This is a genomic window from Metapseudomonas resinovorans, from assembly GCF_002003485.1.
Lineage (GTDB): Bacteria > Pseudomonadota > Gammaproteobacteria > Pseudomonadales > Pseudomonadaceae > Metapseudomonas > Metapseudomonas resinovorans_D.
Genome location: NZ_BDMA01000027.1, coordinates 58,631 through 81,499 on the forward strand (window position 1 = coordinate 58,631; position 22,869 = coordinate 81,499).

The 22,869-nt window shown below is 63.3% G+C and carries 24 protein-coding genes; 13 read left to right on the forward strand and 11 right to left on the reverse strand.

From position 1 onward, the window contains the following. Positions 1–57 precede the first annotated feature (57 nt). From MnOB_RS29010 to MnOB_RS29365, 10 genes are all read left to right on the forward strand, one after another. Positions 58–210, forward strand: a complete 153-nt coding sequence (locus MnOB_RS29010) for a PSPA7_2676 family Cys-rich small protein (protein WP_178123565.1) — start codon at positions 58–60, stop codon at positions 208–210. Positions 211–375: 165 nt separating this feature from the next. Then, positions 376–1,524 carry a methyl-accepting chemotaxis protein gene (locus tag MnOB_RS29800; protein ID WP_077523848.1) on the forward strand — a complete coding sequence of 383 codons (1,149 nt, stop codon included), beginning with the start codon at positions 376–378 and terminating at the stop codon, positions 1,522–1,524. A 226-nt stretch (positions 1,525–1,750) separates the two neighbouring features. Continuing rightward, the gene (locus MnOB_RS08840; RefSeq protein WP_077523849.1) at positions 1,751–2,116 is read left to right on the forward strand and encodes a response regulator; all 366 of its coding nucleotides are present in this window, start codon (positions 1,751–1,753) and stop codon (positions 2,114–2,116) included. A 21-nt stretch (positions 2,117–2,137) separates the two neighbouring features. Then, entirely contained in the window at positions 2,138–3,964 is a 1,827-nt protein-coding gene (locus MnOB_RS08845; protein WP_077523850.1) for a chemotaxis protein CheA, read from the forward strand. Then, positions 3,951–4,442: a chemotaxis protein CheW gene (locus tag MnOB_RS08850; protein WP_077523851.1), complete on the forward strand. Its 492-nt coding sequence runs from the start codon at positions 3,951–3,953 to the stop codon at positions 4,440–4,442. Before MnOB_RS08845 ends, MnOB_RS08850 begins: the two co-directional genes overlap by 14 nt. 18 nt (positions 4,443–4,460) lie before the next feature. Continuing rightward, positions 4,461–6,464 carry a methyl-accepting chemotaxis protein gene (locus MnOB_RS08855; protein ID WP_077523852.1) on the forward strand — a complete coding sequence of 668 codons (2,004 nt, stop codon included), beginning with the start codon at positions 4,461–4,463 and terminating at the stop codon, positions 6,462–6,464. A 48-nt stretch (positions 6,465–6,512) separates the two neighbouring features. Continuing rightward, positions 6,513–7,358 carry a CheR family methyltransferase gene (locus MnOB_RS08860; protein ID WP_077523853.1) on the forward strand — a complete coding sequence of 282 codons (846 nt, stop codon included), beginning with the start codon at positions 6,513–6,515 and terminating at the stop codon, positions 7,356–7,358. Further along, positions 7,355–7,966 (forward strand): chemotaxis protein CheD, encoded by a 612-nt coding sequence (locus MnOB_RS08865; RefSeq protein ID WP_077523854.1) that lies wholly within the window; start codon positions 7,355–7,357, stop codon positions 7,964–7,966. Before MnOB_RS08860 ends, MnOB_RS08865 begins: the two co-directional genes overlap by 4 nt. Positions 7,967–7,970: 4 nt before the next feature. After that, positions 7,971–9,017, forward strand: a complete 1,047-nt coding sequence (locus MnOB_RS08870) for a protein-glutamate methylesterase/protein-glutamine glutaminase (RefSeq protein WP_077523855.1) — start codon at positions 7,971–7,973, stop codon at positions 9,015–9,017. A gap of 245 nt (positions 9,018–9,262) precedes the next feature. Beyond that, on the forward strand, positions 9,263–9,394 hold the full coding sequence (locus tag MnOB_RS29365) for a hypothetical protein (protein WP_256873490.1): 132 nt from the start codon (positions 9,263–9,265) through the stop codon (positions 9,392–9,394). A gap of 4 nt (positions 9,395–9,398) precedes the next feature. Here the strand turns inward: MnOB_RS29365 and dmpG are convergent, their stop codons facing one another. From dmpG to MnOB_RS08890, 4 genes are read right to left on the reverse strand one after another with little or no spacing between them, the layout of a single operon-like run. Then, positions 9,399–10,433 carry a 4-hydroxy-2-oxovalerate aldolase gene (gene dmpG, locus MnOB_RS08875; RefSeq protein WP_077523856.1) on the reverse strand — a complete coding sequence of 345 codons (1,035 nt, stop codon included), beginning with the start codon at positions 10,431–10,433 and terminating at the stop codon, positions 9,399–9,401. A 14-nt stretch (positions 10,434–10,447) separates the two neighbouring features. Then, on the reverse strand, positions 10,448–11,356 hold the full coding sequence (locus MnOB_RS08880) for an acetaldehyde dehydrogenase (acetylating) (RefSeq protein WP_077523857.1): 909 nt from the start codon (positions 11,354–11,356) through the stop codon (positions 10,448–10,450). 15 nt (positions 11,357–11,371) lie between these two features. Next, positions 11,372–12,163, reverse strand: a complete 792-nt coding sequence (locus MnOB_RS08885) for a fumarylacetoacetate hydrolase family protein (RefSeq protein ID WP_077523858.1) — start codon at positions 12,161–12,163, stop codon at positions 11,372–11,374. After that, complete coding sequence (locus MnOB_RS08890) at positions 12,160–12,987, reverse strand: alpha/beta fold hydrolase (RefSeq protein ID WP_077523859.1); 828 nt, start codon at positions 12,985–12,987, stop codon at positions 12,160–12,162. The genes MnOB_RS08885 and MnOB_RS08890 overlap by 4 nt, the downstream gene beginning before the upstream one ends. 305 nt (positions 12,988–13,292) lie before the next feature. Between MnOB_RS08890 and MnOB_RS08895 the strand changes: the two genes are divergently transcribed. Then, positions 13,293–14,066: an SDR family oxidoreductase gene (locus MnOB_RS08895; protein WP_077523860.1), complete on the forward strand. Its 774-nt coding sequence runs from the start codon at positions 13,293–13,295 to the stop codon at positions 14,064–14,066. Positions 14,067–14,164: 98 nt separating this feature from the next. On the opposite strand, the gene MnOB_RS08900 is transcribed toward MnOB_RS08895, so the two are convergent. The 7 genes from MnOB_RS08900 to MnOB_RS08930 form a co-directional block, all read right to left on the reverse strand. Then, the gene (locus MnOB_RS08900) at positions 14,165–14,608 is read right to left on the reverse strand and encodes a nuclear transport factor 2 family protein (RefSeq protein WP_077523861.1); all 444 of its coding nucleotides are present in this window, start codon (positions 14,606–14,608) and stop codon (positions 14,165–14,167) included. After that, positions 14,605–14,994: a nuclear transport factor 2 family protein gene (locus MnOB_RS08905; protein WP_077523862.1), complete on the reverse strand. Its 390-nt coding sequence runs from the start codon at positions 14,992–14,994 to the stop codon at positions 14,605–14,607. Before MnOB_RS08905 ends, MnOB_RS08900 begins: the two co-directional genes overlap by 4 nt. 10 nt (positions 14,995–15,004) lie before the next feature. Further along, positions 15,005–16,207: an acetyl-CoA C-acyltransferase gene (locus MnOB_RS08910; protein ID WP_077523863.1), complete on the reverse strand. Its 1,203-nt coding sequence runs from the start codon at positions 16,205–16,207 to the stop codon at positions 15,005–15,007. Positions 16,208–16,345: 138 nt separating this feature from the next. Further along, positions 16,346–16,804 carry a MaoC family dehydratase gene (locus MnOB_RS08915; protein WP_077523864.1) on the reverse strand — a complete coding sequence of 153 codons (459 nt, stop codon included), beginning with the start codon at positions 16,802–16,804 and terminating at the stop codon, positions 16,346–16,348. 2 nt (positions 16,805–16,806) lie between these two features. Next, positions 16,807–17,589: an SDR family oxidoreductase gene (locus tag MnOB_RS08920; RefSeq protein WP_077523865.1), complete on the reverse strand. Its 783-nt coding sequence runs from the start codon at positions 17,587–17,589 to the stop codon at positions 16,807–16,809. Between the two features lie 14 nt (positions 17,590–17,603). Beyond that, positions 17,604–18,791, reverse strand: coding sequence for an acyl-CoA dehydrogenase family protein (locus MnOB_RS08925; protein WP_077523866.1), 1,188 nt, complete (start codon positions 18,789–18,791; stop codon positions 17,604–17,606). Then, positions 18,788–19,945 carry an acyl-CoA dehydrogenase family protein gene (locus MnOB_RS08930; protein ID WP_077523867.1) on the reverse strand — a complete coding sequence of 386 codons (1,158 nt, stop codon included), beginning with the start codon at positions 19,943–19,945 and terminating at the stop codon, positions 18,788–18,790. Before MnOB_RS08930 ends, MnOB_RS08925 begins: the two co-directional genes overlap by 4 nt. A gap of 666 nt (positions 19,946–20,611) precedes the next feature. Between MnOB_RS08930 and MnOB_RS28785 the strand changes: the two genes are divergently transcribed. Continuing rightward, positions 20,612–21,433 carry a hypothetical protein gene (locus tag MnOB_RS28785; protein WP_158713781.1) on the forward strand — a complete coding sequence of 274 codons (822 nt, stop codon included), beginning with the start codon at positions 20,612–20,614 and terminating at the stop codon, positions 21,431–21,433. Between the two features lie 88 nt (positions 21,434–21,521). Then, the gene (locus MnOB_RS28790; protein WP_158713782.1) at positions 21,522–22,313 is read left to right on the forward strand and encodes a hypothetical protein; all 792 of its coding nucleotides are present in this window, start codon (positions 21,522–21,524) and stop codon (positions 22,311–22,313) included. Positions 22,314–22,869 lie beyond the last annotated feature (556 nt).

Here is a 22,869-nt window from a genome sequence, read left to right on the forward strand (position 1 = left end):
TGCAGTTCATCCCACCACTGCCGGATTGGACCAGGGGGTACGCCCCCGGGAGGAGCCATGCGTATTCGTTGCTTCCTGCTCGGTTGCCAATGGACCGAGGGTTTTCGTACAGAAGTGGGCGCCGTTCCCATGATCTGCCAGCGCTGCCTGCGCTGCGGCGCCCATCGCTATCTCAGCCCGCCTGAAGAGGAGGCCGAAACGGCGGGATGAATGGCACAAGAAACTGATGGATAGCGATTTGACACCAGACGACTGGCCTCTAGCTTTAACCAGCGTTGCCGATGGCCCATTACAGGCTGAGTGAAAACGTCACAGTAGTTTTCACCCTGCCTGGGGCCGCCGTCCGGTCAAACAACCCCAGCAAGGGAGTGCTACATGTCGCATCCGTCGCCTGCTAACCCCATCAAGGGCCTGGCCCTGCATTCCCTGATCTGGCTGGCCTGCGCCGGCATGGTCGCCGTAGACCTGCCGGTATGGCTGGCCCTCGGCGGTGGCTGGCTGGCCAGCCTGCTGCTGACCTGGTTGCAGCGAGAATCCCGTCCGCAGGCGGCTCAAGCCCAGGTCGCGGCCGTGATGGCACCTGACTGGCAGCAGGCCCAGGATGCCGTGGACGAACACCTGGGCACCTTGCAGGCGCATGCCGGACAGGTCGATGGCTTGTTGCAGGACGCCATCGCTCGCCTGGGCGACAGCTTCCAGGGCCTGGCCGCGCGCATCGACCAGCAGCGCGCCCATTCCCACTCTTTGATCGAGCGCTACGGCAACCAGAGCGCCGACGACGGCATGAATTTCCAGGAATTCATCTCCACCACCCGCAACACCCTGGGCCTGTTCGTCGAGGCGACGCTGGAAACCAGCCAGACCTCCCAGGAACTGGTGAAACGCATGGACCGGGTGACGCAGAAGATCGCCGATATCCTGAAATCCACCCACGATATGGACGCCATCGCCAAGCAGACCAACCTGCTGGCGCTGAATGCCGCCATCGAGGCAGCCCGCGCCGGCGAAAGCGGCCGGGGCTTCGCCGTGGTCGCCGACGAAGTCCGTGCCCTGTCCACCCGATCCACCGGCTTCTCGGAAAAGATTCGCGAGCATGTGGACGTGGTCTACCGTGAAATCCAGGACGCCGAGTCGGCCATCTCCCAATTGGCGGACAAGGACATGGGCATCGCCCTGGAATCCAAGCAGCAACTGCACCACATGCTGGAAGACCTGGAAGGCATGAACCGCCACACGCTGAAAGTGATCCAGGAGCTGGATCGCATTTCCCTGGAGGTGGGCTCGGGCGTCGACCACGCCATTACCGCTTTGCAGTTCCAGGACATGAGCAGCCAGTTGATCGGACAGATGCGCAAGCACTTCGCCAAGCTCGGCGGATTTGCCGCGGGGCTCGGCGGGTTGCGTGCGGTGGCGCCGGAGCAATGGGCGGACAGGGTCGACCAGGAAACCCGCGAGCTGCGCAAGCCGGTCGCCAATCCCGTCGCCCAGAGCAACGTAAGTGCCGGAGAGGTGGAGCTTTTCTGAATCGATAGACAGCAGCCATTCGCCACCCATCATTGCGACGAATGGCTGGCGTCAGCGGCTGGACGCTCATCAGGCGCCCATCTACACATAAACATGGCCAGTGGCCATGGTGTGCGAGTTGGATTTTGTAGGGGCGAATTCATTCGCCAGGGGCAACGCAGTTGCCCGCTTCACAAGGAAAAAAGGTTTCACCCCCAGAAAAAAAGCGGCAAGGAGAGCGGCACTGATGAGCAAGCAGATCCTGATCGTCGACGACTCCGCATCCATAAGACAGATGCTGAGCTTCACTCTCAAAGCCGCCGGATACCTCGTGGACGAGGCGGTAGATGGCAAGGATGGCCTCGGCAAGGCGCAGAGCAAGGCATACAACCTGGTCTTCACCGACCAGAACATGCCCAACATGGATGGCCTCAGCCTGATCCGCAGCCTGCGCGGGCTGCCCGGCTACCGCGCCACCCCCATCCTCATGCTGACCACCGAATCCAGTGACAGCATGAAGCAACAAGGCAAGTCCGCCGGTGCCACCGGCTGGCTGGTCAAACCCTTCGATCCGCCAAAGCTGCTGGAAGTCACTCGCAAGGTCCTCCCCTGACCCCGGCACAAGGCGCCTCCCATGAACGAAGGGATGAATCAGTTCCTCCAGGTCTTCTTCGAGGAAACCGAAGAGCACCTGGCGAGCCTCGAACTGCTGCTGCTCGGTCTCGACCTGCAGCAGCCTGACGCGGAAGAGCTCAACGGCATCTTCCGTGCCGCGCACTCCATCAAGGGTTCGGCCGGCATGTTCGGCTTCGATGACCTGACCGCCGTGACCCACGAGCTGGAAACCCTGCTCGACCGCATCCGCAGCGGCCAGATGGCCCTGCGCGCGGACATGGTCGACCTGTTCCTGCAAGCCCGTGACGTCCTGATGCGCCTGCTGGACGCCCATCGCCGGCAGTGCCCCGACGCGAGCGTGCCGGTGGAAGAAACGGTGACCCGTCTGCGCGGGTTGCTGGACGCCGCACCAGCACCGGACGAAGCAGCGGACTTCGGCTTCTTCGATGACGCACCGGGCATGCCCGAAGCGGCAGCCGATGACGACTTCGGCTTCTTCGACGATGCTCCCGGCCTGCCCGTCCAGGACGAATCCAGCGCCTTCGGCCTGTTCGATGAAGCCCCCGGCGCGCCCGCCAAAACCGTCGCCGAAGCGCCCAGGCCAGCCCCCACGGCGTTACCACCTGCCAGCAAACCTGTAATGGCGGAAAGCGAGTCCAGCTCGATCCGCGTCAGCGTCGAGAAGATCGACAGCCTGATCAACCTGGTGGGCGAGCTGGTCATCACCCAGGCCATGCTCGGCCAGCTCGGTGGCGCACTCGACCCGAGCCTGCACGAGCGCATCCACCAGGCCCTGGCGCAGCTCGAACACAACACCCGCGACCTGCAGGAATCGGTGATGTCGATCCGCATGTTGCCCATCAGCTTCATCTTCAGCCGCTTCCCACGCCTGGTCCGCGATACCTCTTCGCGACTCGGCAAACAGGTGGAACTGGTGCTGCAGGGCGAACACACGGAACTGGACAAGGGCGTGATCGAGCGCCTCAGCGACCCGCTCACCCACATCGTGCGCAACAGCATCGACCACGGTATCGAGCTGCCCGAAACGCGCCTGGCCGCCGGCAAGCCAGCCAGCGGCACCGTACGCCTGGGCGCTTTCCACCAGGGCGGCAGCATCGTCGTGCAAATCAGCGATGACGGCCGTGGTCTTGACCGCGAGCGCATCCTCGCCAAGGCCCGCGAGAAGAACCTGGCGGTACACGACGGCATGAGCGACACCGACGTCTGGCAATTGATTTTCATGCCCGGCTTCTCTACCGCCGAAGTGGTCACCGACCTCTCCGGACGCGGCGTCGGCATGGACGTGGTCAAGCGCAACATCCAGACCATGGGCGGACGCATCGACATCGACTCGGCCGCTGGCCTGGGCACCCGAATCAGCATCCGCCTGCCGCTGACCCTGGCCATCCTGGATGGCCTGATCGTCGCCGTGGCGCGCACCCACTACGTGATCCCGCTGACCTACATCGTCGAATCGCTGCAGCCCAAAGCTGCTGACATCCGCGGCCTGGGCGGCGAGGAAGGTGCGGTGATCCGGGTGCGCGGCGAGTACCTGCCGCTGCTCTCGCTGCACGACCTGCTGGGCGAAGCCGCCCCGCCGCTGCCAGCCGAACAGTCCATCGTGGTCATCCTCGAAGCCGACGGGCGTCACTTCGCCCTGCTGGTGGACGACCTGGTGGGGCAGCAACAAGTGGTGATCAAGAGCCTGGAACAGAACTTCCGCCGGATCGATGGCATCGCCGGCGCCACCATCATGGGCGACGGCAGCGTCGCCCTGATCCTCGATGTCGACGCCCTGCCGGGTCTGGCACAACAACAAGGAGCAGCGCTGCATGAACTCCCTTAGTGCGAGTGCGGAACAGGCCGGGCAACCGGCCCAGGAGTACCTAACCTTCACCCTCGGTCGCGAGGAGTACGCCATCGACATACTCCGGGTGCAGGAAATTCGCGGCTATGACCAGGTGACCACCATCGCCAACAGCCCGGCCTTCATCAAGGGCGTGATCAACCTGCGCGGCGCCATCGTTCCCATCGTCGACCTGCGCATCAAGTTCAACCTCGCCGACGTCACCTACGACCCGTTCACCGTGGTGATCATCCTCAACATCGGCCGACGCATCGTCGGTGTGGTGGTGGATTCGGTCTCCGACGTGATCGCCCTGTCGCGCGAGGAGATCAAGCCGCCGCCGGAGTTCGGCGCCAGCTTCGATACCGAGTACTTGCTGGGCCTAGCCACCGTGGCCGAGCGGATGTTGATCCTGGTGGATATCGAGAAGCTGATGACCAGCCGCGAAATGGCCCTGGTCGAAGCAGCCGCAGCCTGACACGCAAGGGGATAAGCCATGGGTCTGTTCAACGGAAAAGCACAAGCTCAGCTTCGCGCACAACACTTGGCCAGCCTGATCCAGGGCCTGGCCGAGGGCAATCTCGACCAATCCATCGGTGCCGGCGACGACCCGATCTGGACGCCGGTCTACGACAGCCTCGCCCGCTTGCAGAAGAGCCTGCGCCAGCAGGCGGCGGACAGTGCCAGCACCGAGGCACTGGATAAGGCGCTGGTGGAGATGACCCGCCAGCACACGGAAGGCTGGATCGACCAGGTCATCCCGGAAGACCGCTTCAGCGGCACCCACGTGCGCCTGGCGAAAGGCATCAACGAACTGGTGGCCGCCCATATCGCGGTGAAAATGCAGGTCGTGGGCGTGGTCACCGCCTACGGTCGCGGCGACTTCAGCAAGGACATGGAACGCCTTCCCGGCAAGAAGGCGCAGATCACCGAAGCCATCGACGGCGTGCGCGACCGCCTCAAGGCCGCAGCCCAGGCCGCGTCGGAGAACACCCGGATCAAGAGCGCGCTGGACAACTGCAGCACCAACGTGATGATCGCCGACGGCGAACGCAACATCATCTACATGAACAAGACCGTCACCAGCATGCTGCAGAACGCCGAGGCCGACCTGCGCAAGGCGCTGCCATCGTTCTCCGTGAGCAAGCTGCTGGGCGGTTCGATCGACCAGTTCCACAAGAACCCCGAGCACCAGAAGCGCCTACTCGCCACCTTCACCAGCACCTTCCGCACCCAGATCGACGTGGGCGGACGCACCTTCGGCCTGGTGGCCAACCCGGTCATCAGCGATGCCGGCGAACGCCTTGGCTCGGTCGTCGAATGGGCTGACCGGACACTGGAGGTGCAGGTCGAACGCGAGGTCGCCGCGCTGGTCGGCGCAGCGGCTGCCGGTGACTTCTCCAAGCGCATCGACGAAACCGGCAAGAGTGGTTTCATCCTCAACCTGGCCACCGGCCTGAACAGCCTGGCGGACACCGCCGACAAAGGCCTCAAGGATGTCTCGCGAATGCTCGGTGCCCTGGCCCAGGGCGACCTCTCGCAAAGCATCAGCGCCGACTACCAGGGCACCTTCGGCGAGCTCAAGGACTACTCCAACGAAACGGCGCAGAGCCTGTCGCGCATGCTCGGGCAGATCCGCGAATCCGCCGACACCATCAACACCGCCGCCAGCGAGATCGCCAGCGGCAACGCCGAACTGTCCACCCGCACCGAACAGCAAGCCTCCAGCCTGGAAGAAACCGCCTCCAGCATGGAAGAGCTGACCAGCACGGTGAAACTCAACGCCGAGAACGCGCGCCAGGCCAACTCCCTCGCGGTGAACGCCTCGGAAGTGGCCACTGAAGGCGGCAACGTGGTGCAGAAGGTGGTCAGCACCATGACCGCCATCAACGACTCGGCGCGGAAGATTTCCGACATCATCGGCGTCATCGACGGCATCGCCTTCCAGACCAACATCCTCGCCCTCAACGCAGCAGTGGAGGCGGCACGGGCCGGTGAGCAGGGTCGCGGCTTCGCCGTGGTGGCCGCCGAGGTCCGCACCCTGGCACAACGCTCGGCAGCGGCGGCCAAGGAAATCAAGACGCTCATCTCCGATTCGGTCAGCAAGGTGGAGAACGGCAACACCCTGGTGGCCCAGGCCGGCCAGACCATGAGCGACATCGTGATCGCCATCAAGCGGGTCACCGACATCATGGCCGAGATCGCCGCCGCCTCCACCGAACAGAGTCGCGGCATCGAGGAAGTGAACGGCGCGGTCAACCAGATGGACGAGATGACCCAGCAGAACGCCGCGCTGGTGGAACAGGCAGCAGCCGCCGCCGAAGCCCTGCAGGAACAGGCTGGGCTGATGGCCCAGTCGGTGGCGGTGTTCAAGCTGGACCCGGCCCACGCCGGCCAGCCTGCCGCCGCCCGCAGCCATGCGCGCCAGCCCCAGGGCGCACGCCCGACCCGGGCAGGGCGAAGCGCGCGCAGCAAGGAAGAGGAATGGGAAGAGTTCTAGTCCCGTAGCCCCCGGCGCCCTGGCGCCGGGGGTCATTGAGGTCACGCAATGAATGCGCACGTGCTGGGCGAACATGAGTTCGGCTACAACGACCACGACTTCGAGCAGGTACGTGAGCGGCTCTATCACCGCGCTGGTATCAGCCTGGCCACCAGCAAGCAGCAGATGGTCTACAGCCGCCTGGCGCGGCGCCTGCGCCAACTCGAACTGCGCACCTTCTCCAGCTACCTCGCCTACCTCGACCAGCACCCCGAGGAATGGCAGCCCTTCATCAATGCGCTGACCACCAACATCACCGCCTTCTTCCGTGAGCGCCACCACTTCGACCATCTAGCCGCCCTGGCCAGGGAACCCTCGCGCCGGAGCCGGCCTTTGCGTTTCTGGTCGGCTGCTTCCAGCACCGGGGAAGAGCCCTACTCCATGGCCATCGCCCTGCACCAGGCCCTGGGGGATCGCGCCCAGAACGTGCAGATCATCGCCTCCGACATCGACACCGGCGTGCTGGAAACCGCGCGGCGCGGCATCTATCCGGTGGAGCGTCTCGACCCGTTGGACCCCGCCGTGAAGAAGCGCTACTTCCAGCGCGGCACCGGAGCCAATGCCGGTCTCGCACGAGTCGTGCCCGAACTGCGGCAGATGGTGGAGTTCCGCCGCATCAACCTGCTGGATCGCGACTGGCACCTCAGTGGCGGGCTCGACGCCATCTTCTGCCGCAACGTGATGATCTACTTCGACAAGCCCACCCAGGTGCGCCTGCTGGAACGCATGGTGCGCCTGCTGCGGCCGGACGGTCTGTTCTTTGCCGGCCATTCGGAAAGTTTCGTGCAGGCCAACCACGTGGTGAAACTGGTCAGCCGCACTGTCTATCAGCCTGTACCGGGAGCCTCGTCATGAAAGGAGAAACCGCAGGCGCCATTGCCGCCACCCGCTATTTCGACCCGGATTTCCAGTTGCCGGCGGTCAAGGTGCTGCCCGGCGAGTTCTACGCCACCACCGAGGACCAGGTGCTGGTCTCGGTGCTCGGCAGCTGCGTGGCGGTGTGCCTGTTCGACCAGCAGCGCGGCATTGGCGGCATGAACCAGTTCATGTTGCCCGAGCCCGGTCCGGGCAGCGGCCTGGCCAGCGCCGCCACCCACCACGGCGTGCGCATCATGGAGCAGCTCAGCGACGAGATGCAGCGTCAGGGCGCGCGACGTCACCAGCTGGAAGCCAAAGTGTTCGGCGCCGGCAACCTGCCCAACGACCTGCTCCGCGTCGATACCACGCTGCGCACCGTGGAGTTCGTCCACAGCTACCTGGATACCGAAGGCATTCCCCTGCTGGCCGAAGACGTGATGGGCGCGGAGGCGCGCAAGGTCTACATCTTCCCCTCCAGCGGCAAGGTACTGGTGAAGAAGCTCAAGAGCCTGCACAACGACACCATCCTGCAGCGCGAGCTGGAATACATCCTCTACCTCAAGCGCGGGGAAGCGCTGGGACCCTACGACCTGTTCAAGGAGTGAGCCCGTGCCGATCAAGGTACTGGTGGTGGACGATTCGGCGCTCATCCGCAGCCTGCTCAGCGAAATCGTACGGGCCGACAACGAACTGCAACTGGTCGGCGTGGCACCCGACGCCTACGTCGCCCGCGACCTGATCAAGCAGCACTCGCCCGACGTCATCACCCTCGACGTGGAGATGCCGCGCATGGACGGCCTGACCTTCCTCGACAAGCTGATGAAGGGCCGACCAACACCGGTGGTAATGATTTCCTCACTGACCGAGCGCGGTTCCGAGGCAACGCTGCGCGCCCTCGAACTGGGCGCCATCGACTTCGTCGCCAAGCCCAAGCTGGGCATTGCCGATGGCATGCAGGCCTACGCCGAAGAGATCCGTGCCAAGCTCAAGGTCGCCGCCCGCGCGCGCATGATCCGCCGCAGCGCAGTGGAGCGCCCGGTCGAACGCGGCCTGCCCATCGTCGGCACTGAAAAGCTGATCGCCATCGGCGCTTCCACCGGTGGCACCGAGGCCATCAAGGAAGTGCTACTGGGCCTGCCCGCCGACAGCCCCGGCGTGGTCATTACCCAGCACATGCCGCCCGGCTTCACCCGTTCCTTCGCCGCGCGCCTGGACAAGCTCTGCCGCATTAGCGTCAGCGAAGCCCGCGACGGCGACCGCATCCTCCCCGGCACCGCCCTCCTCGCCCCCGGCGGCCTGCACATGGAAGTGGCCCGCTCCGGGGCCAACTACGTCGCGCGCCTGTCCGAGGCGCCCCCGGTGAATGGCCATCGCCCGGCGGTGGATGTGATGTTCAACAGCGCCGCCCGCTGCGCCGGCCGCAATCTGATCGCCGCCCTCCTCACCGGCATGGGCAAGGACGGTGCGCGAGGCTTGCTGGAAATCCGCGAAGCCGGCGGCTACACCGTCGCCCAGGACGAAGCCAGCTGCGTGGTCTACGGAATGCCTCGGGAAGCGGCTGAGATTGGCGCGGCGGAAGAGGTACTACCGCTGGAAGAGATCGGGCCAGCGCTGCTGGCGCAGGCAAGGAGAAGGGGGAGTGGGAATCGGGTGTGAGTAGTCCGCGCGGGGTTCAACTCCCCTCACCCCCGACCCCTCTCCCAGAGGGAGAGGGGTGACACACGGCCGAACCTCCGCACGGATAGCCCCCTCTCCCGCCTGCGGGAGAGGGTTGGGGTGAGGGCCATCAATCTCCACTCGGACCACCAAAACTGCTCCACCCTCCCCGCCTTTAACTGCACCTGTTCAATCCCCGAACGGCTGGATTAGGCTGAGTCCCCATACCAACCGGATTCGCAATCATGGACGGGGAAAGCTTTCGGATTCTGCTGACGGTGCTGTCCGCCCTGGGGGCGTCGCTGGGCGTTCGCTGGTACGTCATCCATCACCTGGCACGGGAAGACCGGCCAGGTGATGACGACTTGATCGCCTGATCCGTCAGGTCGGCAGCACGTCGCGCTGGCGCGACAGGGTCAGGGCGAGGTCTTCGATCATGTCTTCCTGGCCGCCCACGGTGCCGCGACGCCCCAGCTCCACCAGCAGCTCGCGGGCCTGGATGCCGTACTTCTTCTCGGCACGCTTGGCGAACAGCAGGAAGGAGCTGTACACGCCCGCGTAGCCCAGGGTCAGGGCGTCGCGGTCGACGCGGATCGGCTGATCCATCATCGGCACCACCAGGTCCTCGGCCGCGTCCATGATCTTGTAGAGGTCGATGCCGGTTGCCACGCCCATACGCTCCAGCACCGCGACGAACACCTCTAGCGGGGTGTTGCCGGCTCCGGCGCCAAGGCCTGCCACCGAACCGTCGATTCGTGCGGCGCCTGCCTCGATGGCAGCCAGGGAGTTGGCAATGGCCATGCCCATGTTGTGGTGGCCGTGGAAGCCCACCTCAGTGTCGGCACTAAGCCCAGCACGCAGCACGCCGATCTTCTCCGTCACTTCGTCCGGCAGCATGTAGCCCGCCGAGTCAGTGCAGTAGATGCAGTTGGCGCCGTAGCTCTGCATCAGCTTCGCCTGCTCCAGCAGTTTTTCCGCGCTGACCATGTGCGCCATCATCAGGAAGCCGACGGTGTCCAGGCCCATCTTCGCCGACATGCCGATGTGCTGGCCGGAAACGTCCGCCTCGGTGCAATGAGTGGCGACACGAATGGTGGAAACACCGAGGTCGTGGGCCATCTTCAGGTGGTCGACAGTACCGATGCCCGGCAGCAGCAGGGCCGAGACCTTGGCCTGCTTCAGCTTGGGGATCACCGCGTCGAAGTATTCCTCGTCCGAGTGGGCCGGGAAGCCGTAGTTCAGCGAGCTACCGCCCAGGCCATCGCCGTGGGTGATTTCGATCAGCGGCACGCCAGCGGCGTCGAGGCCGGTGGCCACTGCGACCATCTCGTCCAGGCTGATCTGGTGGCGCTTGGCATGCATGCCATCACGCAGACTCATGTCGTGCAGGCGCACGCGCTTGCCTTGCAGGTTCATGTGGGTATCTCCAATCAGCGAGTGGGCAATTGCAGAGCGCCCTTGTGGGCCTCTTCGGCAAACATCTCGGCGGTGCGCAGGCCGGCGGCGGTCATGATGTCGAGGTTGCCGGCGGACTTGGGCAGGAAGTCTCCCAGCCCTTCCACTTCGATGAAGATCGACACCTTGCGGCCATCGAATACCGGGCCGTTGATCAGCTTGTAGCCGGGCACGTAGCGCTGCACTTCCTTGACCATGTGCAGCACCGAAGTGCGGATTTCCGCCTCATTCGGCTCGCCCTCGGTGAGGCAGTGGATGGTGTCGCGCATCATCAGCGGCGGCTCGGCCGGGTTGATGACGATGATCGCCTTGCCGCGTTTCGCTCCGCCGATCTTCTCCACGGCGCCAGCGGTGGTGCGGGTGAATTCGTCGATGTTCTGCCGGGTGCCCGGCCCCACGGAGCGGGACGACACGGTGGCGACGATCTCGCCGTACTCCACCGGCTGCACTCGGGATACCGCCGCCACCATGGGAATGGTGGCCTGGCCGCCACAGGTGACCATGTTGACGTTCATCGCCAGCTTCTCGGCGTGCTCCTTGAGGTTTACCGGTGGTACGCAGTAAGGGCCGATGGCCGCCGGGGTGAGGTCGATCATGATCACGCCCAGCTCATTGAGCTTGCGGCTGTTCTCGGCGTGGACGTAGGCCGAGGTGGCATCGAAGGCGATGCGGATATCGTCGTCCAGCACGTGGGGCAGCAGGCCGTCGACGCCTTCAGCGGTGGTCTTCAGGCCGAACTCGGCGGCGCGTTTCAGGCCCTCCGAAGTCGGGTCGACGCCCACCATCCATACCGGCTCGATCCATTCGGAGCGGCGCATCTTGATCAACAGGTCGGTGCCGATATTGCCCGGCCCAATGATGGCCGCCTTGAGTTTCTTGCTCATGCTCATTCCCCGGAGTCAGTCGCGGAAGGACACCTGGGCACTGCCCAGGCCGTCGATGGTCAGTTCGAAGTGGTCGCCGGCGCGGGCCGGCTCCAGTGGAACCAGGGAGCCGGAGAGAATGATCTCCCCCGCCTTGAAGGGGATGCCGAAGGCACCCAGGGTGTTGGCGAGCCAGGCCACCGCGGTGAGCGGGTTGCCCTGTACCGCCGAGCCCAGGCCCTGGCTGATCTGCGTGCCGTTCTTGAACACGCTCATGCGCAGGTTGGGCAGGTCCAGCTCGCGCGGGTCGACCTGTTCGCGGCCGAGCACGAAGACTCCGCACGAAGCGTTGTCGGCCACGGTGTCCTGGATGCGGATCTTCCAGTCATGGATGCGCGAATCGACGATCTCGAAGCAGGGCATCACGTACTCGGTAGCATCGAGCACGTCCTGCTCGGTGACGCCCGGCCCCACCAGGTCATGCTTGAGCTTGAAGGCGATCTCGCCCTCGGCGCGGGGCTGGATCAGACGGGTTTCGGCAAGGGAAATCTCATCGCCATCGTCGAACCACATGTCACGCGTAATGAAACCGAAGTCCGGCTGGTGCACGTTGAGCATGCGTTGCACGGCCTCGGAGGTGACGCCGATCTTCTTGCCGACCACCGCATCGCCTGCCGCCACGCGGCGCTCGATGCTGTAGAGGGAGATGCGGTAGGCGTCCTCGATCGTGATCTCTGGCCAGCGCTCGGTCAGCGGCGCCAGGGTGCGACCGGCGAGCAACGCCTGGTAGAGCTCCTCGCCAAACTCACGTTGCAGAGCTTCACTCATGGCCGGCCCTCCGCGAGGAAGTCCAGGCAGGTTCGGTTGAACAGCTCGCGGTGTTCCACCATCACCCAGTGGCCGCACTCGCTGAGCATCACGAAGCGGATGTTGGTGCAGTTCTCCAGCATGGTCTGCGCGCCGGAGGACGGGCAGAACTTGTCGTTCATGCCCCAGAAACCGAGGATCGGGCAGGACAGCTCGGACAGGCGCGAAGCCATGTTGGGCACCTGCATGGTGCTGAGCACGCAACGCGGCTGCTGCTGCACCACGGCAACCCGCTCATTGACGGTCTCGTCGCTGATCAGCGAGGCGTCGTAGAGCTGCAGGGACAGCAAACGGCGCATGCCGTCGGCGTCGTTCAGCTCGCCATTGGCAAAGGCGGCGCCCATCTTCTGGATGCCTTCCATCTGCAGGTAGTACTGCTCTTTCTCCATCAGGCCACCCGGCGCCATCAGCACCAGACGGCTGACACGGCGCGGCGCATCCAGCGCCAGCTTGATGGCAATGGCGCCACCCAGGGAGTTGCCCACCAGCACGCAACGCTGGATGTCCAAAGCGTCCAGCAGGCCGGTCAGGGCAGAGACGAAGAAGTCCAGGCTGTAGGTGGTTTCCGGCTTATTGGAAGCGCCGTAGCCCGGCAGGTCCGGGACGATGACGCGGTAGCCGGCGTCGGCGAATTCCAGGTAGTTCTGTTTGAAATTGCTATGGCCGCTGGCGCCGGGGCCGCTGCCATGGATGAACACCACCGGTTCGCCTTCTCCCGCCTCGATGTAATGCAGTCGCAGGCCATCGGGCAGCGTGACGAAACGCCCTGGCAATCGCGCGTCCATGGGACTCTCCTCGGCTTGTAGTTGTGCCCGGATTATTCGGCGCGCTCCAGTGGGCAACATCGTCCGAGAGGACTAGCAGGGGTGTTCGGAATTTGGGCGCGGCAAACCTGTAGGGGCGAATTCATTCGCCAAGCAGGCCGCAGGTCTGCCCTTCACAATCCGGGGGGCAGCTTCGCCGCCCTTGGCGAATGAATTCGCCCCTACAGAAATGGGCCCCAACAGCAGATTCCCTAGTCCTCCCGGACGTAGGCGCCCCGCCCTGCTGGCCCTAGCCTCTGCCCATCGACATTTCAGAGGAAGCGACCATGGGCGATGCATTGGATTTCAGCGGCAAGGTGGTACTGGTGACCGGAGGCGGCAAGGGCGTGGGCCGGGGCATCAGCCAGCGCTTTCTTGCCTGTGGTGCCGAGGTGGTGATCTGTGGCCGCAATGCGCCGGACCAGTTGCCGATCCATGGCGGCCGCGAGGCGCACTTCCTGCCTTGCGACGTGCGGGACATCGAGCAGCTTCAGCAGTTGGTGGACGCCATCGTCGACCGTTTCGGCCGTCTCGACGTGCTGGTGAACAACGCCGGCGGCGCGCCCCACGCCGAAGCCGCCACGGCATCGCCGCGCTTCTCGGAGTCGATCATCCGCCTCAACCTGCTGGCACCGCTCAACCTCTGCCAGCTCGCCAACCGGGTGATGCAGGCACAGCCGGACGGCGGCGCCATCGTCAACATCTGCAGCGTCAGCGCCTCCCGCCCCTCCCCCGGCACCGCCGCGTACGGCGCGGCCAAGGCTGGACTACTCAACCTGACCCGTTCGCTCGCCGTGGAATGGGCGCCAAAGGTACGGGTGAATGCGGTCACGGCAGGGCTGATCCTCACTGAGCAGGCCGAACTGCACTACGGCGATGCTGAAGGTGTGGCACGGGTGGCGGCGGGGATTCCGCTGCAGCGCATGGCCAGCCCGGAGGACATTGGCGATGCGTGCCTGTACCTGGCCTCACCGCTGTCCAGCTATGTGAGCGGCGCGGATATCTGCGTGCATGGCGGCGGGGAGAAGCCGTCGTTTCTGGAAGCAGCGGGGGTGAACTGAAAGACTGATGGGTATCGCTCCGCTCGCGGAGCGCCGCCCGACCCATCCTACGGAGTGCCATATGGGTCGTAGGATGCGGTGGAGCGGAGCGATACCCATCAAGTGGTCGCAGCGGACTCCACCATCGAATGCGCCCTGAACACCGTCTCGACGATCTTCCAGCGCCCATCGATGCACCGATAGCGATCCTGGTAAATCCCCCCCAGTTGCCGCGTGGCACCAGTCTCGGCATCGACGTTGAAGTAGTAGAGCGCCCAACGCCCAACGGCTTCCCCCTCCCCCGCCAACTCGATTTCCGGGTTGGCGCCGTGGTGCAGGTCGATCACCCGTTCGTTGCAGGCCAGGGACTGGTAGAGCGCGACAAAGCTGTCGCGCTCGCCGAAGGTGCCCACCGGACCGTAGTCGATGGCGATGGGCCCTTCGGCGAAGCAGTCGCGGATCGCCTCAACGTCCTTGAGGTCGCAGGCGTTGAAGTAGCGGTGCTTGAGCAGGCGGATGGCTTCCAGCGCTTCCAGCCCGGCGATACGCGCCTCAAGGCTCATGACGCGTCCCTCGCCACCAGGTTGGCTTCGCCCCAGAAAGCTTTCATGGAACGAATCCGGCCTTCGGCGTCGAACTCCATCACGTCGATCACCTGGATGGAGCACGGCGCGCCGTTCCACACCAGATCCACGCAGAAGGGCACCGCGCCACTGCCGGCGTGGCTGGCGGACACCGGGCCGGTGCGGCGAGCGCGGGCGTTGGCGCGGCCCAGTCCTTCGCGGTAGAAGCGGTCGATGGCCTCGATGCCCACATGGGGCGGGCTGCCGACGGGGTCTTCCACCGTGGCATCCGCGGCGTAGAGCGCGACGATGCCATCGATGTCGCAGGCGTCCACCAGTTCGACGTAGCGGGCCATGGTTTCTTGTACTTGCTTCGGACTGATCATCGGACGCTCCTCATACCACTTCGAATAGGGCAGCGGCTCCCATGCCGCCACCAATGCACATGCTCACCACCACATAGCGCACACCACGGCGCTTACCTTCGACCAGCGCATGGCCAACCATGCGCGCGCCGGACATACCGAAGGGATGGCCGATGGAAATGGCACCGCCGTTGACGTTCAGGCGCTCGTCAGGAATCCCCAGGGTGTCGCGGCAGTGGATGACCTGACAGGCGAACGCCTCGTTCAGCTCCCACAGGCCGATGTGATCCATGGTCAGGCCGTGGCGCTTGAGCAGCTTGGGAATGGCGAAGACCGGGCCGATGCCCATCTCGTCGGAATCGCAGCCGGCCACCGCCAGGCCACGGTAGATGCCCAGTGGCTCCAGGCCTCGGCGGGCGGCCGCTTGTGCGCTCATCAGCACCGAAGCACTGGCGCCATCGGAGAGCTGAGAGGCGTTGCCGGCGGTGATGAAGCGACCGGCATTGGTCCACTGGCCGCCCTGCCACACGGGCTCCAGGGCGCGCAGGCTTTCGCGGGTGGTGTCAGCGCGGTTACATTCGTCGCGCGTGAGGGTCACGGATTCGTGGCGGCTCTCGCCGGTGGCCTTGTCCGTCACCAGCTTGCGTACGGTCAGTGGCGCCAGCTCGGCGTCGAACAGGCCTGCGCTCTGGGCCAGGGCGGTGCGCATCTGGCTCTGGTAGCTGTATTCGTCCTGGGCCTCGCGGGAGATGCCGTAGCGCTCGGCGACGATTTCCGCCGTCTCGATCATCGGGATGTAGGCGCGCGGGTCCTGCGCCAGCACCGCTTCGGACTGGTTGCGGTAGCTGTTCTTGTGCTTGTTCTGCACCAGGGAGATGGACTCCAGCCCACCGGCGATGGCGATGTCGATCTCGTTGCACATGATGCTCTTGGCCGCCAGGGCGATGCTCATCAGGCCCGACGAACACTGACGCTCCACCGCCATGCCGGCCACGCTGGAGGGCAGCCCGGCGGCCACCGCGCAGAGACGGCCGAGGTTATAGGCCTGGGTGCCTTGCTGGGCGGCGGCGCCCATGATCACGTCGTCCACCTCACCCGGCTCCACACCGGCGCGATGCAGCGCCTCGCGTACCACGTGGCCGCCCATCAATGGCGCTTCGGTGTCGTTGAAGGCGCCCCGGAAGGCCTTGCCGATGGGGGTGCGGGCGGTGGATACGATTACGGCTTCTTTCATCCTGCGATCCTCTGAATAGGTGCGGGGCGAGGGCTTCCCTCACCCCCGGCCCCTCTCCCGGAGGGAGAGGGGAGACAAACGGGCTCAACCACTGCACGGACAGCCCCCTCTCCCTCTGGGAGAGGGTTGGGGTGAGGGTTACGCCGGGTAATACCGACTGATGGTGTCCACCACGCAGCCGGGCCGATCCTCACCTTCGATCTCCACGCTGACGCGAATGGTGGCCTGAATGCCGCCCTTCACTTCTTCGGCGGCGACCAGTTGGGCGCTGCCGCGCACGCGGCTGCCGGCACGGACCACATTGGGGAAGCGGACCTTCTCGCAGCCGTAGTTCACCCCCATGGAAATGCCGCGTACTTCGACTATCTGCGGCAGGAAGAGGTTGACCAGGGCGAGGGTCAGGTAGCCGTGGGCGATGCAGGCGCCGAAGGGGCCGCCGGCGGCGCGGACGGGGTCGACATGGATCCACTGGTGGTCGCCGGTGGCTTCGGCGAACTGGTCGATGCGCGATTGCTCGACGCTGATCCAGTCACTCCGGCCCAGTTGTTCGCCGACGTGCTCCAGCAGTGCAGACGGTGTCGCGAAGATCGTCGACATGTTCATGCCCTCTGGCTGGAAACCGACAGCACTTCGCCGGTCATGTAGGAGCTGTAGTCGCTGGCCAGGAACATCATCACGTTGGCCACTTCCCAGACTTCCGCCGCGCGGCCGAAGGCTTCGCGGGAAGCGAGTTGGTCGAGCAGCTCCTTGGGCGCGGACCGCTTCAGGAAGTCGTGCAGGGCGATGCTCGGGCTGACGGCGTTGATGCGGATGCCATGCTCGGCCGCTTCCACCGCTGCGCAGCGGGTCAGGGCCATGACCCCGGCCTTGGCCGCGGCGTAGTGGCTCTGTTCCTTCTGTGCGCGCCAGCCGAGGACCGAGGCGTTGTTGACGATCACACCGCGACCGCGATCCATCATCTTCGGCAGCATGGCGCGGGTCATGCGCATGGTGCCGGTGAGGGTCACGTCGAGGACGCGATTCCACTCCTCATCGCCCATCTCCACCAGCAGGCGCGAGCCGCCCAGGCCGGCGTTGTTGATCAGTACATCGACGCCGCCCAGTTCGCGCTCGGCGGCGGCCACCAGGGCCTGCACCTGCTCTTCGTTGGTGACGTTGCAGACCTGACCATGGACCTGGTCGAGGCCGGTGGCCTCGCGGATCTTCGCAGCGGCTTCCTGCAGACGGCCTTCATGAATGTCGCTGATCATCAGCGCGCGGCAGCCTTCCTCGGCGGCACGCAAGGCGGCGGAGAAGCCAATGCCTGCCCCTGCCGCAGCGGTAATCAACACCGACTTGCCGCGCAGCAGGCCGTGGCCGGGAACGTAAGTGGGAATGCTCATGCAAGGTCCTCGGATCAGGTGCGCACGCGCGGCTCGCGGGGCATGCCCAGCGCGCGTTCGGCGATGATGTTGCGTTGGATTTCGTTGGTGCCGCCGTAGATGGAATCGGAGCGGCTGAAGAGGAACATCGACTGCAGGCGGCCCAGCTCGTAGGGCCCGCCTTCCAGCAATTCGGCGTCGGGGCCGAGCACGTCCATGGCCAGCTTGCCCAAGGCCACGTGCCAGTTGGCCCAGCACAGCTTGTAGATCATCGCCTCGCGGCGCAGCCCGCCATCCTGGGCACCGGAAAGCATGCGCAGGGAGTTGTAGCGCAGGATGCGCAGTCCGCCCCAGGCTTCGGCGATACGCTGGCGCAGCAGCGGGTCCCGCGCGGCGCCATTGGCGCGAGCGATCTGGATGATCTCTTCCAGTTCATTCTGGAACAGCATCTGCTGGCCGAGGGTGGACACGCCGCGCTCGAAGCCGAGCAGGGCCATGGCGATCTTCCAGCCATCGCCCGGCGCGCCGAGGATGTTGTCGGCGTCAGTCAGCGCCTCGTCGAAGAACACTTCGTTGAATTCGGAGGTGCCGGTGAGTTGCTCGATGGGGCGTACCGTGATGCCCGGCTGGTGCATGGGCACCAGCAGGAACGACAACCCCTGGTGGCCGACGCTACCCGCCTCGGTACGGGCGATGACGAAGCACCATTCGGATTCGTGGGCGAGCGAGGTCCAGACTTTCTGCCCGCTGATGCGCCACTGGCCGTTCTCCAGCACGGCGCGGGTCTTCACATTGGCCAGGTCAGAGCCCGCGGCGGGCTCGGAGTAGCCCTGGCACCAGAACTCGGTACCGGCGACGATGCCCGGCAGCAGGCGGCGCTTTTGATCGTCGGTGCCAAAGGCGGCAATGGTCGGCCCGGCCAGTCCCTCACCGATGTGCCCCATGCGGCCAGGACCGCCAGCCCGGGCGTACTCCTCGTGGAAGATCACCTGCTGGTTGATGGAAAGACCGCGCCCACCGTGTTCCGGCGCCCAGCCCACGCAGGTCCAGCCACCTTCGGCGAGCTTGCGCTCCCAGGCCTTACGCTCCTCGGGAAAGCTGTGTTCGTCGCCCGGTCCACCGCGAAAGCGCAGCTGCTCGAACTCGCCCCGGAGATTATCGGCCAGCCAGTTGGCCACCTCGCGGCGGAAGGCTTCGTCCGCCTCACTGAAACTGATCTTCATGCGTATTCCCCCAGGAGGGCAACGGCGATGCGCTCGCGGTGCCAGGACGGCGCGCCGAACAGGGCTTCGCTGGCCCGGGCGCGCTTGAAGTAGAGGTGCGGGTCGTACTCCCAGGTGAAGCCGACGCCGCCATGCAGCTGGATCGATTCCGCCGCGCAATGGAAGAAGGCCTCCGAGCAGCGGGACTTGGCGAGGGCGGCGGCCAGGGGCAGTTCGGCGGCGACGTCCGGGTCGCCATTGCCGGCCAGGACTTCTTCGGCCACACAGGCGGCGTACAAGGCCGCCGAACGCGCGCACTCCACTTCCAGCATCATGTCGGCGGCGCGGTGCTTGATGGCCTGGAAGCTGGCGATGGCGCGACCGAACTGCTGCCGCTCGGCGGTGTACGCCAGGGTCAGATCGAGAGCCTGCTGGGCGCCGCCGGTCTGCTCGGCGGCCAGGGCCACGCAGGCCAGTTGGAGGATTTTCTCCAGCAGCTCACCGCCCTGCCCCGATGCCCCCAACGCAGCATCGGCACCCACGTAAACGTGGTTGAGTTCGACTTCGGCCAGTTTGCGGGTCTGGTCCAGGGTCGGTACCAGCCTGCGGCTGATGCCGGGCGTGTCTGCCGGTATCACGAACAGGCCGATGCCCTCGCTACCGCGCGCCGCCACGATCAACAGGTTGGCGTTGTGGCCGTCGACCACCTGGCGCAACTTGCCGTCGAGGACGAAGCCCTTGCCCTCTTCGCGCACATTGGCCTGTACCGAGTCCAGGCCGTTGCGGCTGTTGCTGGCATAGGCCAGGGTGCCCGTCAGGCTGCCATCAGCCAGTTGCGGTAGCCATTTGGCTTTCTGCGCCTCGCTCCCCCCCAGCAGCAGGGCCGGGGTGGCCAGGCAGGCGCTGGCGAAGAACGGCGAGCAGAACAGCCGGCGGCCCATCTGCTCCAGCAGGATCGCCAGTTCGACGAAGCCCAAGCCGAGGCCGCCATAGGCTTCGGGAATATGGATGGCCGGCCAGACCATCTCGCTGCACACGCGCTGCCAGAGCGCCGGGTCATGGCCAAGGTCGCTGGCCATTGCCGCACGCACGGCGGCGGAGTCGGATACATCCGCGAGAAAGCTCTCGGCGGACTCGCGGATCATCTCCTGCTCATCGCTGAACGCGAATTCCATAACGCTTGCCTTCTAGTGACTCTCGGGGCGAGCGCCCCTGGTGCGAAGGAGTCTGGCGAGTTGTGCAGGAGGGGGAATCGTCCAGATGGACGACGAGGGGAATGGCCGTTGTGGCGGGATAAATGTGTAGGGGCAAATTCATTCGCCAAGGACAGCAAAGCTGCCCCCTGTTAACTCCAAGGGCAGACCTTCGGCCTGCTTGGCGAATGATTTCGCCCCTACAAGGTGTGTGCACCCAAAGAGTGCACCCGTAGGTTGGGTAGAGCGCTGCGAAACCCAACGCGGGGCCAGCAAGTAATGACGACTTACTGGCTAGCATGATGGGTATATCCCTAGGCGGGGACTTCATGTCGTATGAAGAGACGGGTTGGCTCGATCTGGTGGCGTGGTCTGGGACTGTCTTGGCAAAGGGCTATCGACCAATAACGGTCACACACGGGTGCTGACGCTTAGGCTGCAATCAGCGATAGCCATCCAGCAAACGCCTGAGTAACCTCCAACCTGCTGTTGTCACATTTTCCCTCAGCCCCATGTCACTTCTTGAGTGATCTACTCAAATGAATCAAGGGGTTATGGGTGGGGCAAGGAAGATATACGACAAAAGTGGCGTAAAGCATTATCTATTACGTGTCGCCTACTTATATTTAGAAGCCACAAGGAGTCACGATGCCTGCCATCAATGTTTATTGTGCTGATCGATACGTGATTGCAGCAGGCATCAACGGAAAAAAATATAAGATATTTCAAATTGCATTCTCTTCAAGCGATGCCTCTCTATATGTGACATTCCCATACCTTGAAGGCTGTCTGGGGAGGCTTGGGGCAGTCAAGTTACCAGCCGGGCAAGAATCTTTCGAAAAATTAACGATCGGTGAAGACTTTCCAGTTACCTCGCATCTAGTTAAATACTCACACCACCCCAGCGGCCAAGCACACTTTTCCTTAACAGGAAAAATCAAGACGTCAATAAAAAAGCAATCCGTCCCTCTGCACGCTGCTAACGGCCATATTTTCACAGCAAACTTTCAAGGCATCCACCACTTCAAAGCCCTTGAAGACAACAAGAAAGCAACGAATAAGCGAGGAATAGTACCTTTCTCATTTGATGAGAAAGAAATTTCATCCATCAAATTTGTGTGTCACATTTATTCCGATCAAGAACTGGGTAGGCGCGTGTCGCACAAACTTAAAAGTCCTTGGACTTTGGTTCACCTACCCAGTGGCGAAAAATGTATAGGCATTCCACTAGCCACTCCTATTCACATCGATGGCCAGCGGCGCTTTTTATTTATTACGGCTCAAGCAACAGGATCGACTCTCACAGGAAAAGATAAAGGAATTTCATTCATGGGTGGTTTTGATCACGACAGCACTGTCTTTAACCATGGCTTAGAAACCGAATTTCTTATGATGTTCGTCCATGAATCTGAAAGTTTTGAAGAGCTTTCATTGAAATTCGGAAGCATTGATTTGCAAAGTGCCCTATAACATACGGTTCAAGCCATCCGCTTCGCTCGCTCGAGACCGGCTAAAGCGGGCACCTTAACCAAACGTTCGGCGCCCATGGAGTAATGTCATGGTTCTTAGTGTCAGTAGTACGCCAGGTGCTATAACTGCAGCAGTCAATTCATTTAGCTCGTCCTATCACGCGGACTATTTCGCGGTCAAAGGCCTAGCAAGAGCCTACTTGGCTTCAGCTCCTTCAGTTGCAACAGCCTCTCCACTTGCAGGCGCTCTCAGTCGCGTACTCACAAGATGGGGCGCCGGCAAGAGAGGGGCACCTTCATGTCAGCCAGTTGCCGCCATAACTCACGCCTTGAGTAGTGCTACTTTCCATAGAAAATTGGTTGACCTAGAAGCGAGCATTAGTTTTCTGGCAATAAGCGGCGGACGACGCGCCCTTAATCATGGCTCACCATTTGCCTCAGTCTCCGCATTTGATGATTGCCTGATTGATACAATAAATTCCACCTCAGCAGCGCTCCTTATTGGTAACACCAACGTTACCTATCCAATGAAGTCATTATTGCTGCTTACAGGCCTCATACCTGCCTTCGACAGCCAGGTAAGAGGTGGCCTAGCAGTTGCAGGATTATCTGGAGTAAAAAAAACGCGCTACCTGCTACCGAAGAAAGGCAGTGCAGATGCACAAAAGATCTGTGCACTACCGTTCTACATTTCTGAGTGCATTTCTCGCCTATCTCCCGCCATCAACTCAGCGATATCTGCTAGTAGTTATCCTGCTTTGGCAGGTGAGCATGGAAGAATATTTGATGTTTTGCTTTTTGTGCAAAATGGCCTGACTCCTAGAACAGCAGTAGTGACCTTTACTTCGCCGCCGAGTGGTACTCCTTGGTACGCGATATAAAACGCCGAAAAAATCGTTTCAGCGGACGCGCAAAAAGAAAAAACGGGGACAGATTTATTTCTTTTACTCTAATCGGCTTCTCCAGGCCGGCAGCTTTGGGGTGATTTCAGCAAGTCCAGCAGGTAGGAATTGGCCGATTGCGGTCGTCTGCAAACGACTGCTATCTACCAGAGGCAGCTATTTACTACCTCCATAGTTCCCCCTTATATGCCCTCGCACGGCCACTTCCTACAAATACTTCCGACTCTCTTTCCCCCTCCTTACAGAGAACTTTCCTACAGCCCGTTAGCCTTGAGGCCCTACGCGCGCCCTGGCTAGTTTCCCTCCCCGTCACGGTCAATCCCGTGGCCGGGTTTGACAGCTCGACTTACAGGTGCGATTGCGCCGCAAGGTGCATGCGAAGAACGGCGGGCGTTCCTTGCAGACTCTTGCTCGCATGCAGTTTCTAACTGCACTGCTCTATGGCAGATCGCGTGGGGAGACCCTCGGGTCTGCCGGATCCTGTAACCGGTCTGTCAACCCCTCGCGGTCTGCCACCCTTCGATTGACAGCGACG

What these genes read in the sequence shown, in the direction of transcription:
- MnOB_RS08880 (WP_077523857.1), bottom strand. Translation starts at nt 11,356, where the DNA reads ATGAGCAAGAAACTCAAGGCGGCCATCATTGGGCCGGGCAATATCGGC.
- MnOB_RS08890 (WP_077523859.1), bottom strand. Translation starts at nt 12,987, where the DNA reads ATGGACGCGCGATTGCCAGGGCGTTTCGTCACGCTGCCCGATGGCCTG.
- MnOB_RS08855 (WP_077523852.1), top strand. Translation starts at nt 4,461, where the DNA reads ATGGGTCTGTTCAACGGAAAAGCACAAGCTCAGCTTCGCGCACAACAC.
- MnOB_RS08900 (WP_077523861.1), bottom strand. Translation starts at nt 14,608, where the DNA reads ATGAGCCTTGAGGCGCGTATCGCCGGGCTGGAAGCGCTGGAAGCCATC.
- MnOB_RS08925 (WP_077523866.1), bottom strand. Translation starts at nt 18,791, where the DNA reads ATGAAGATCAGTTTCAGTGAGGCGGACGAAGCCTTCCGCCGCGAGGTG.
- MnOB_RS28790 (WP_158713782.1), top strand. Translation starts at nt 21,522, where the DNA reads ATGGTTCTTAGTGTCAGTAGTACGCCAGGTGCTATAACTGCAGCAGTC.
- MnOB_RS08860 (WP_077523853.1), top strand. Translation starts at nt 6,513, where the DNA reads ATGAATGCGCACGTGCTGGGCGAACATGAGTTCGGCTACAACGACCAC.
- MnOB_RS08930 (WP_077523867.1), bottom strand. Translation starts at nt 19,945, where the DNA reads ATGGAATTCGCGTTCAGCGATGAGCAGGAGATGATCCGCGAGTCCGCC.
- MnOB_RS08865 (WP_077523854.1), top strand. Translation starts at nt 7,355, where the DNA reads ATGAAAGGAGAAACCGCAGGCGCCATTGCCGCCACCCGCTATTTCGAC.
- MnOB_RS08850 (WP_077523851.1), top strand. Translation starts at nt 3,951, where the DNA reads ATGAACTCCCTTAGTGCGAGTGCGGAACAGGCCGGGCAACCGGCCCAG.
- dmpG (WP_077523856.1), bottom strand. Translation starts at nt 10,433, where the DNA reads ATGAACCTGCAAGGCAAGCGCGTGCGCCTGCACGACATGAGTCTGCGT.
- MnOB_RS08905 (WP_077523862.1), bottom strand. Translation starts at nt 14,994, where the DNA reads ATGATCAGTCCGAAGCAAGTACAAGAAACCATGGCCCGCTACGTCGAA.
- MnOB_RS29365 (WP_256873490.1), top strand. Translation starts at nt 9,263, where the DNA reads ATGGACGGGGAAAGCTTTCGGATTCTGCTGACGGTGCTGTCCGCCCTG.
- MnOB_RS08845 (WP_077523850.1), top strand. Translation starts at nt 2,138, where the DNA reads ATGAACGAAGGGATGAATCAGTTCCTCCAGGTCTTCTTCGAGGAAACC.
- MnOB_RS29010 (WP_178123565.1), top strand. Translation starts at nt 58, where the DNA reads ATGCGTATTCGTTGCTTCCTGCTCGGTTGCCAATGGACCGAGGGTTTT.
- MnOB_RS08895 (WP_077523860.1), top strand. Translation starts at nt 13,293, where the DNA reads ATGGGCGATGCATTGGATTTCAGCGGCAAGGTGGTACTGGTGACCGGA.
- MnOB_RS08920 (WP_077523865.1), bottom strand. Translation starts at nt 17,589, where the DNA reads ATGAGCATTCCCACTTACGTTCCCGGCCACGGCCTGCTGCGCGGCAAG.
- MnOB_RS08885 (WP_077523858.1), bottom strand. Translation starts at nt 12,163, where the DNA reads ATGAGTGAAGCTCTGCAACGTGAGTTTGGCGAGGAGCTCTACCAGGCG.
- MnOB_RS08910 (WP_077523863.1), bottom strand. Translation starts at nt 16,207, where the DNA reads ATGAAAGAAGCCGTAATCGTATCCACCGCCCGCACCCCCATCGGCAAG.
- MnOB_RS29800 (WP_077523848.1), top strand. Translation starts at nt 376, where the DNA reads ATGTCGCATCCGTCGCCTGCTAACCCCATCAAGGGCCTGGCCCTGCAT.
- MnOB_RS08915 (WP_077523864.1), bottom strand. Translation starts at nt 16,804, where the DNA reads ATGTCGACGATCTTCGCGACACCGTCTGCACTGCTGGAGCACGTCGGC.
- MnOB_RS28785 (WP_158713781.1), top strand. Translation starts at nt 20,612, where the DNA reads ATGCCTGCCATCAATGTTTATTGTGCTGATCGATACGTGATTGCAGCA.
- MnOB_RS08840 (WP_077523849.1), top strand. Translation starts at nt 1,751, where the DNA reads ATGAGCAAGCAGATCCTGATCGTCGACGACTCCGCATCCATAAGACAG.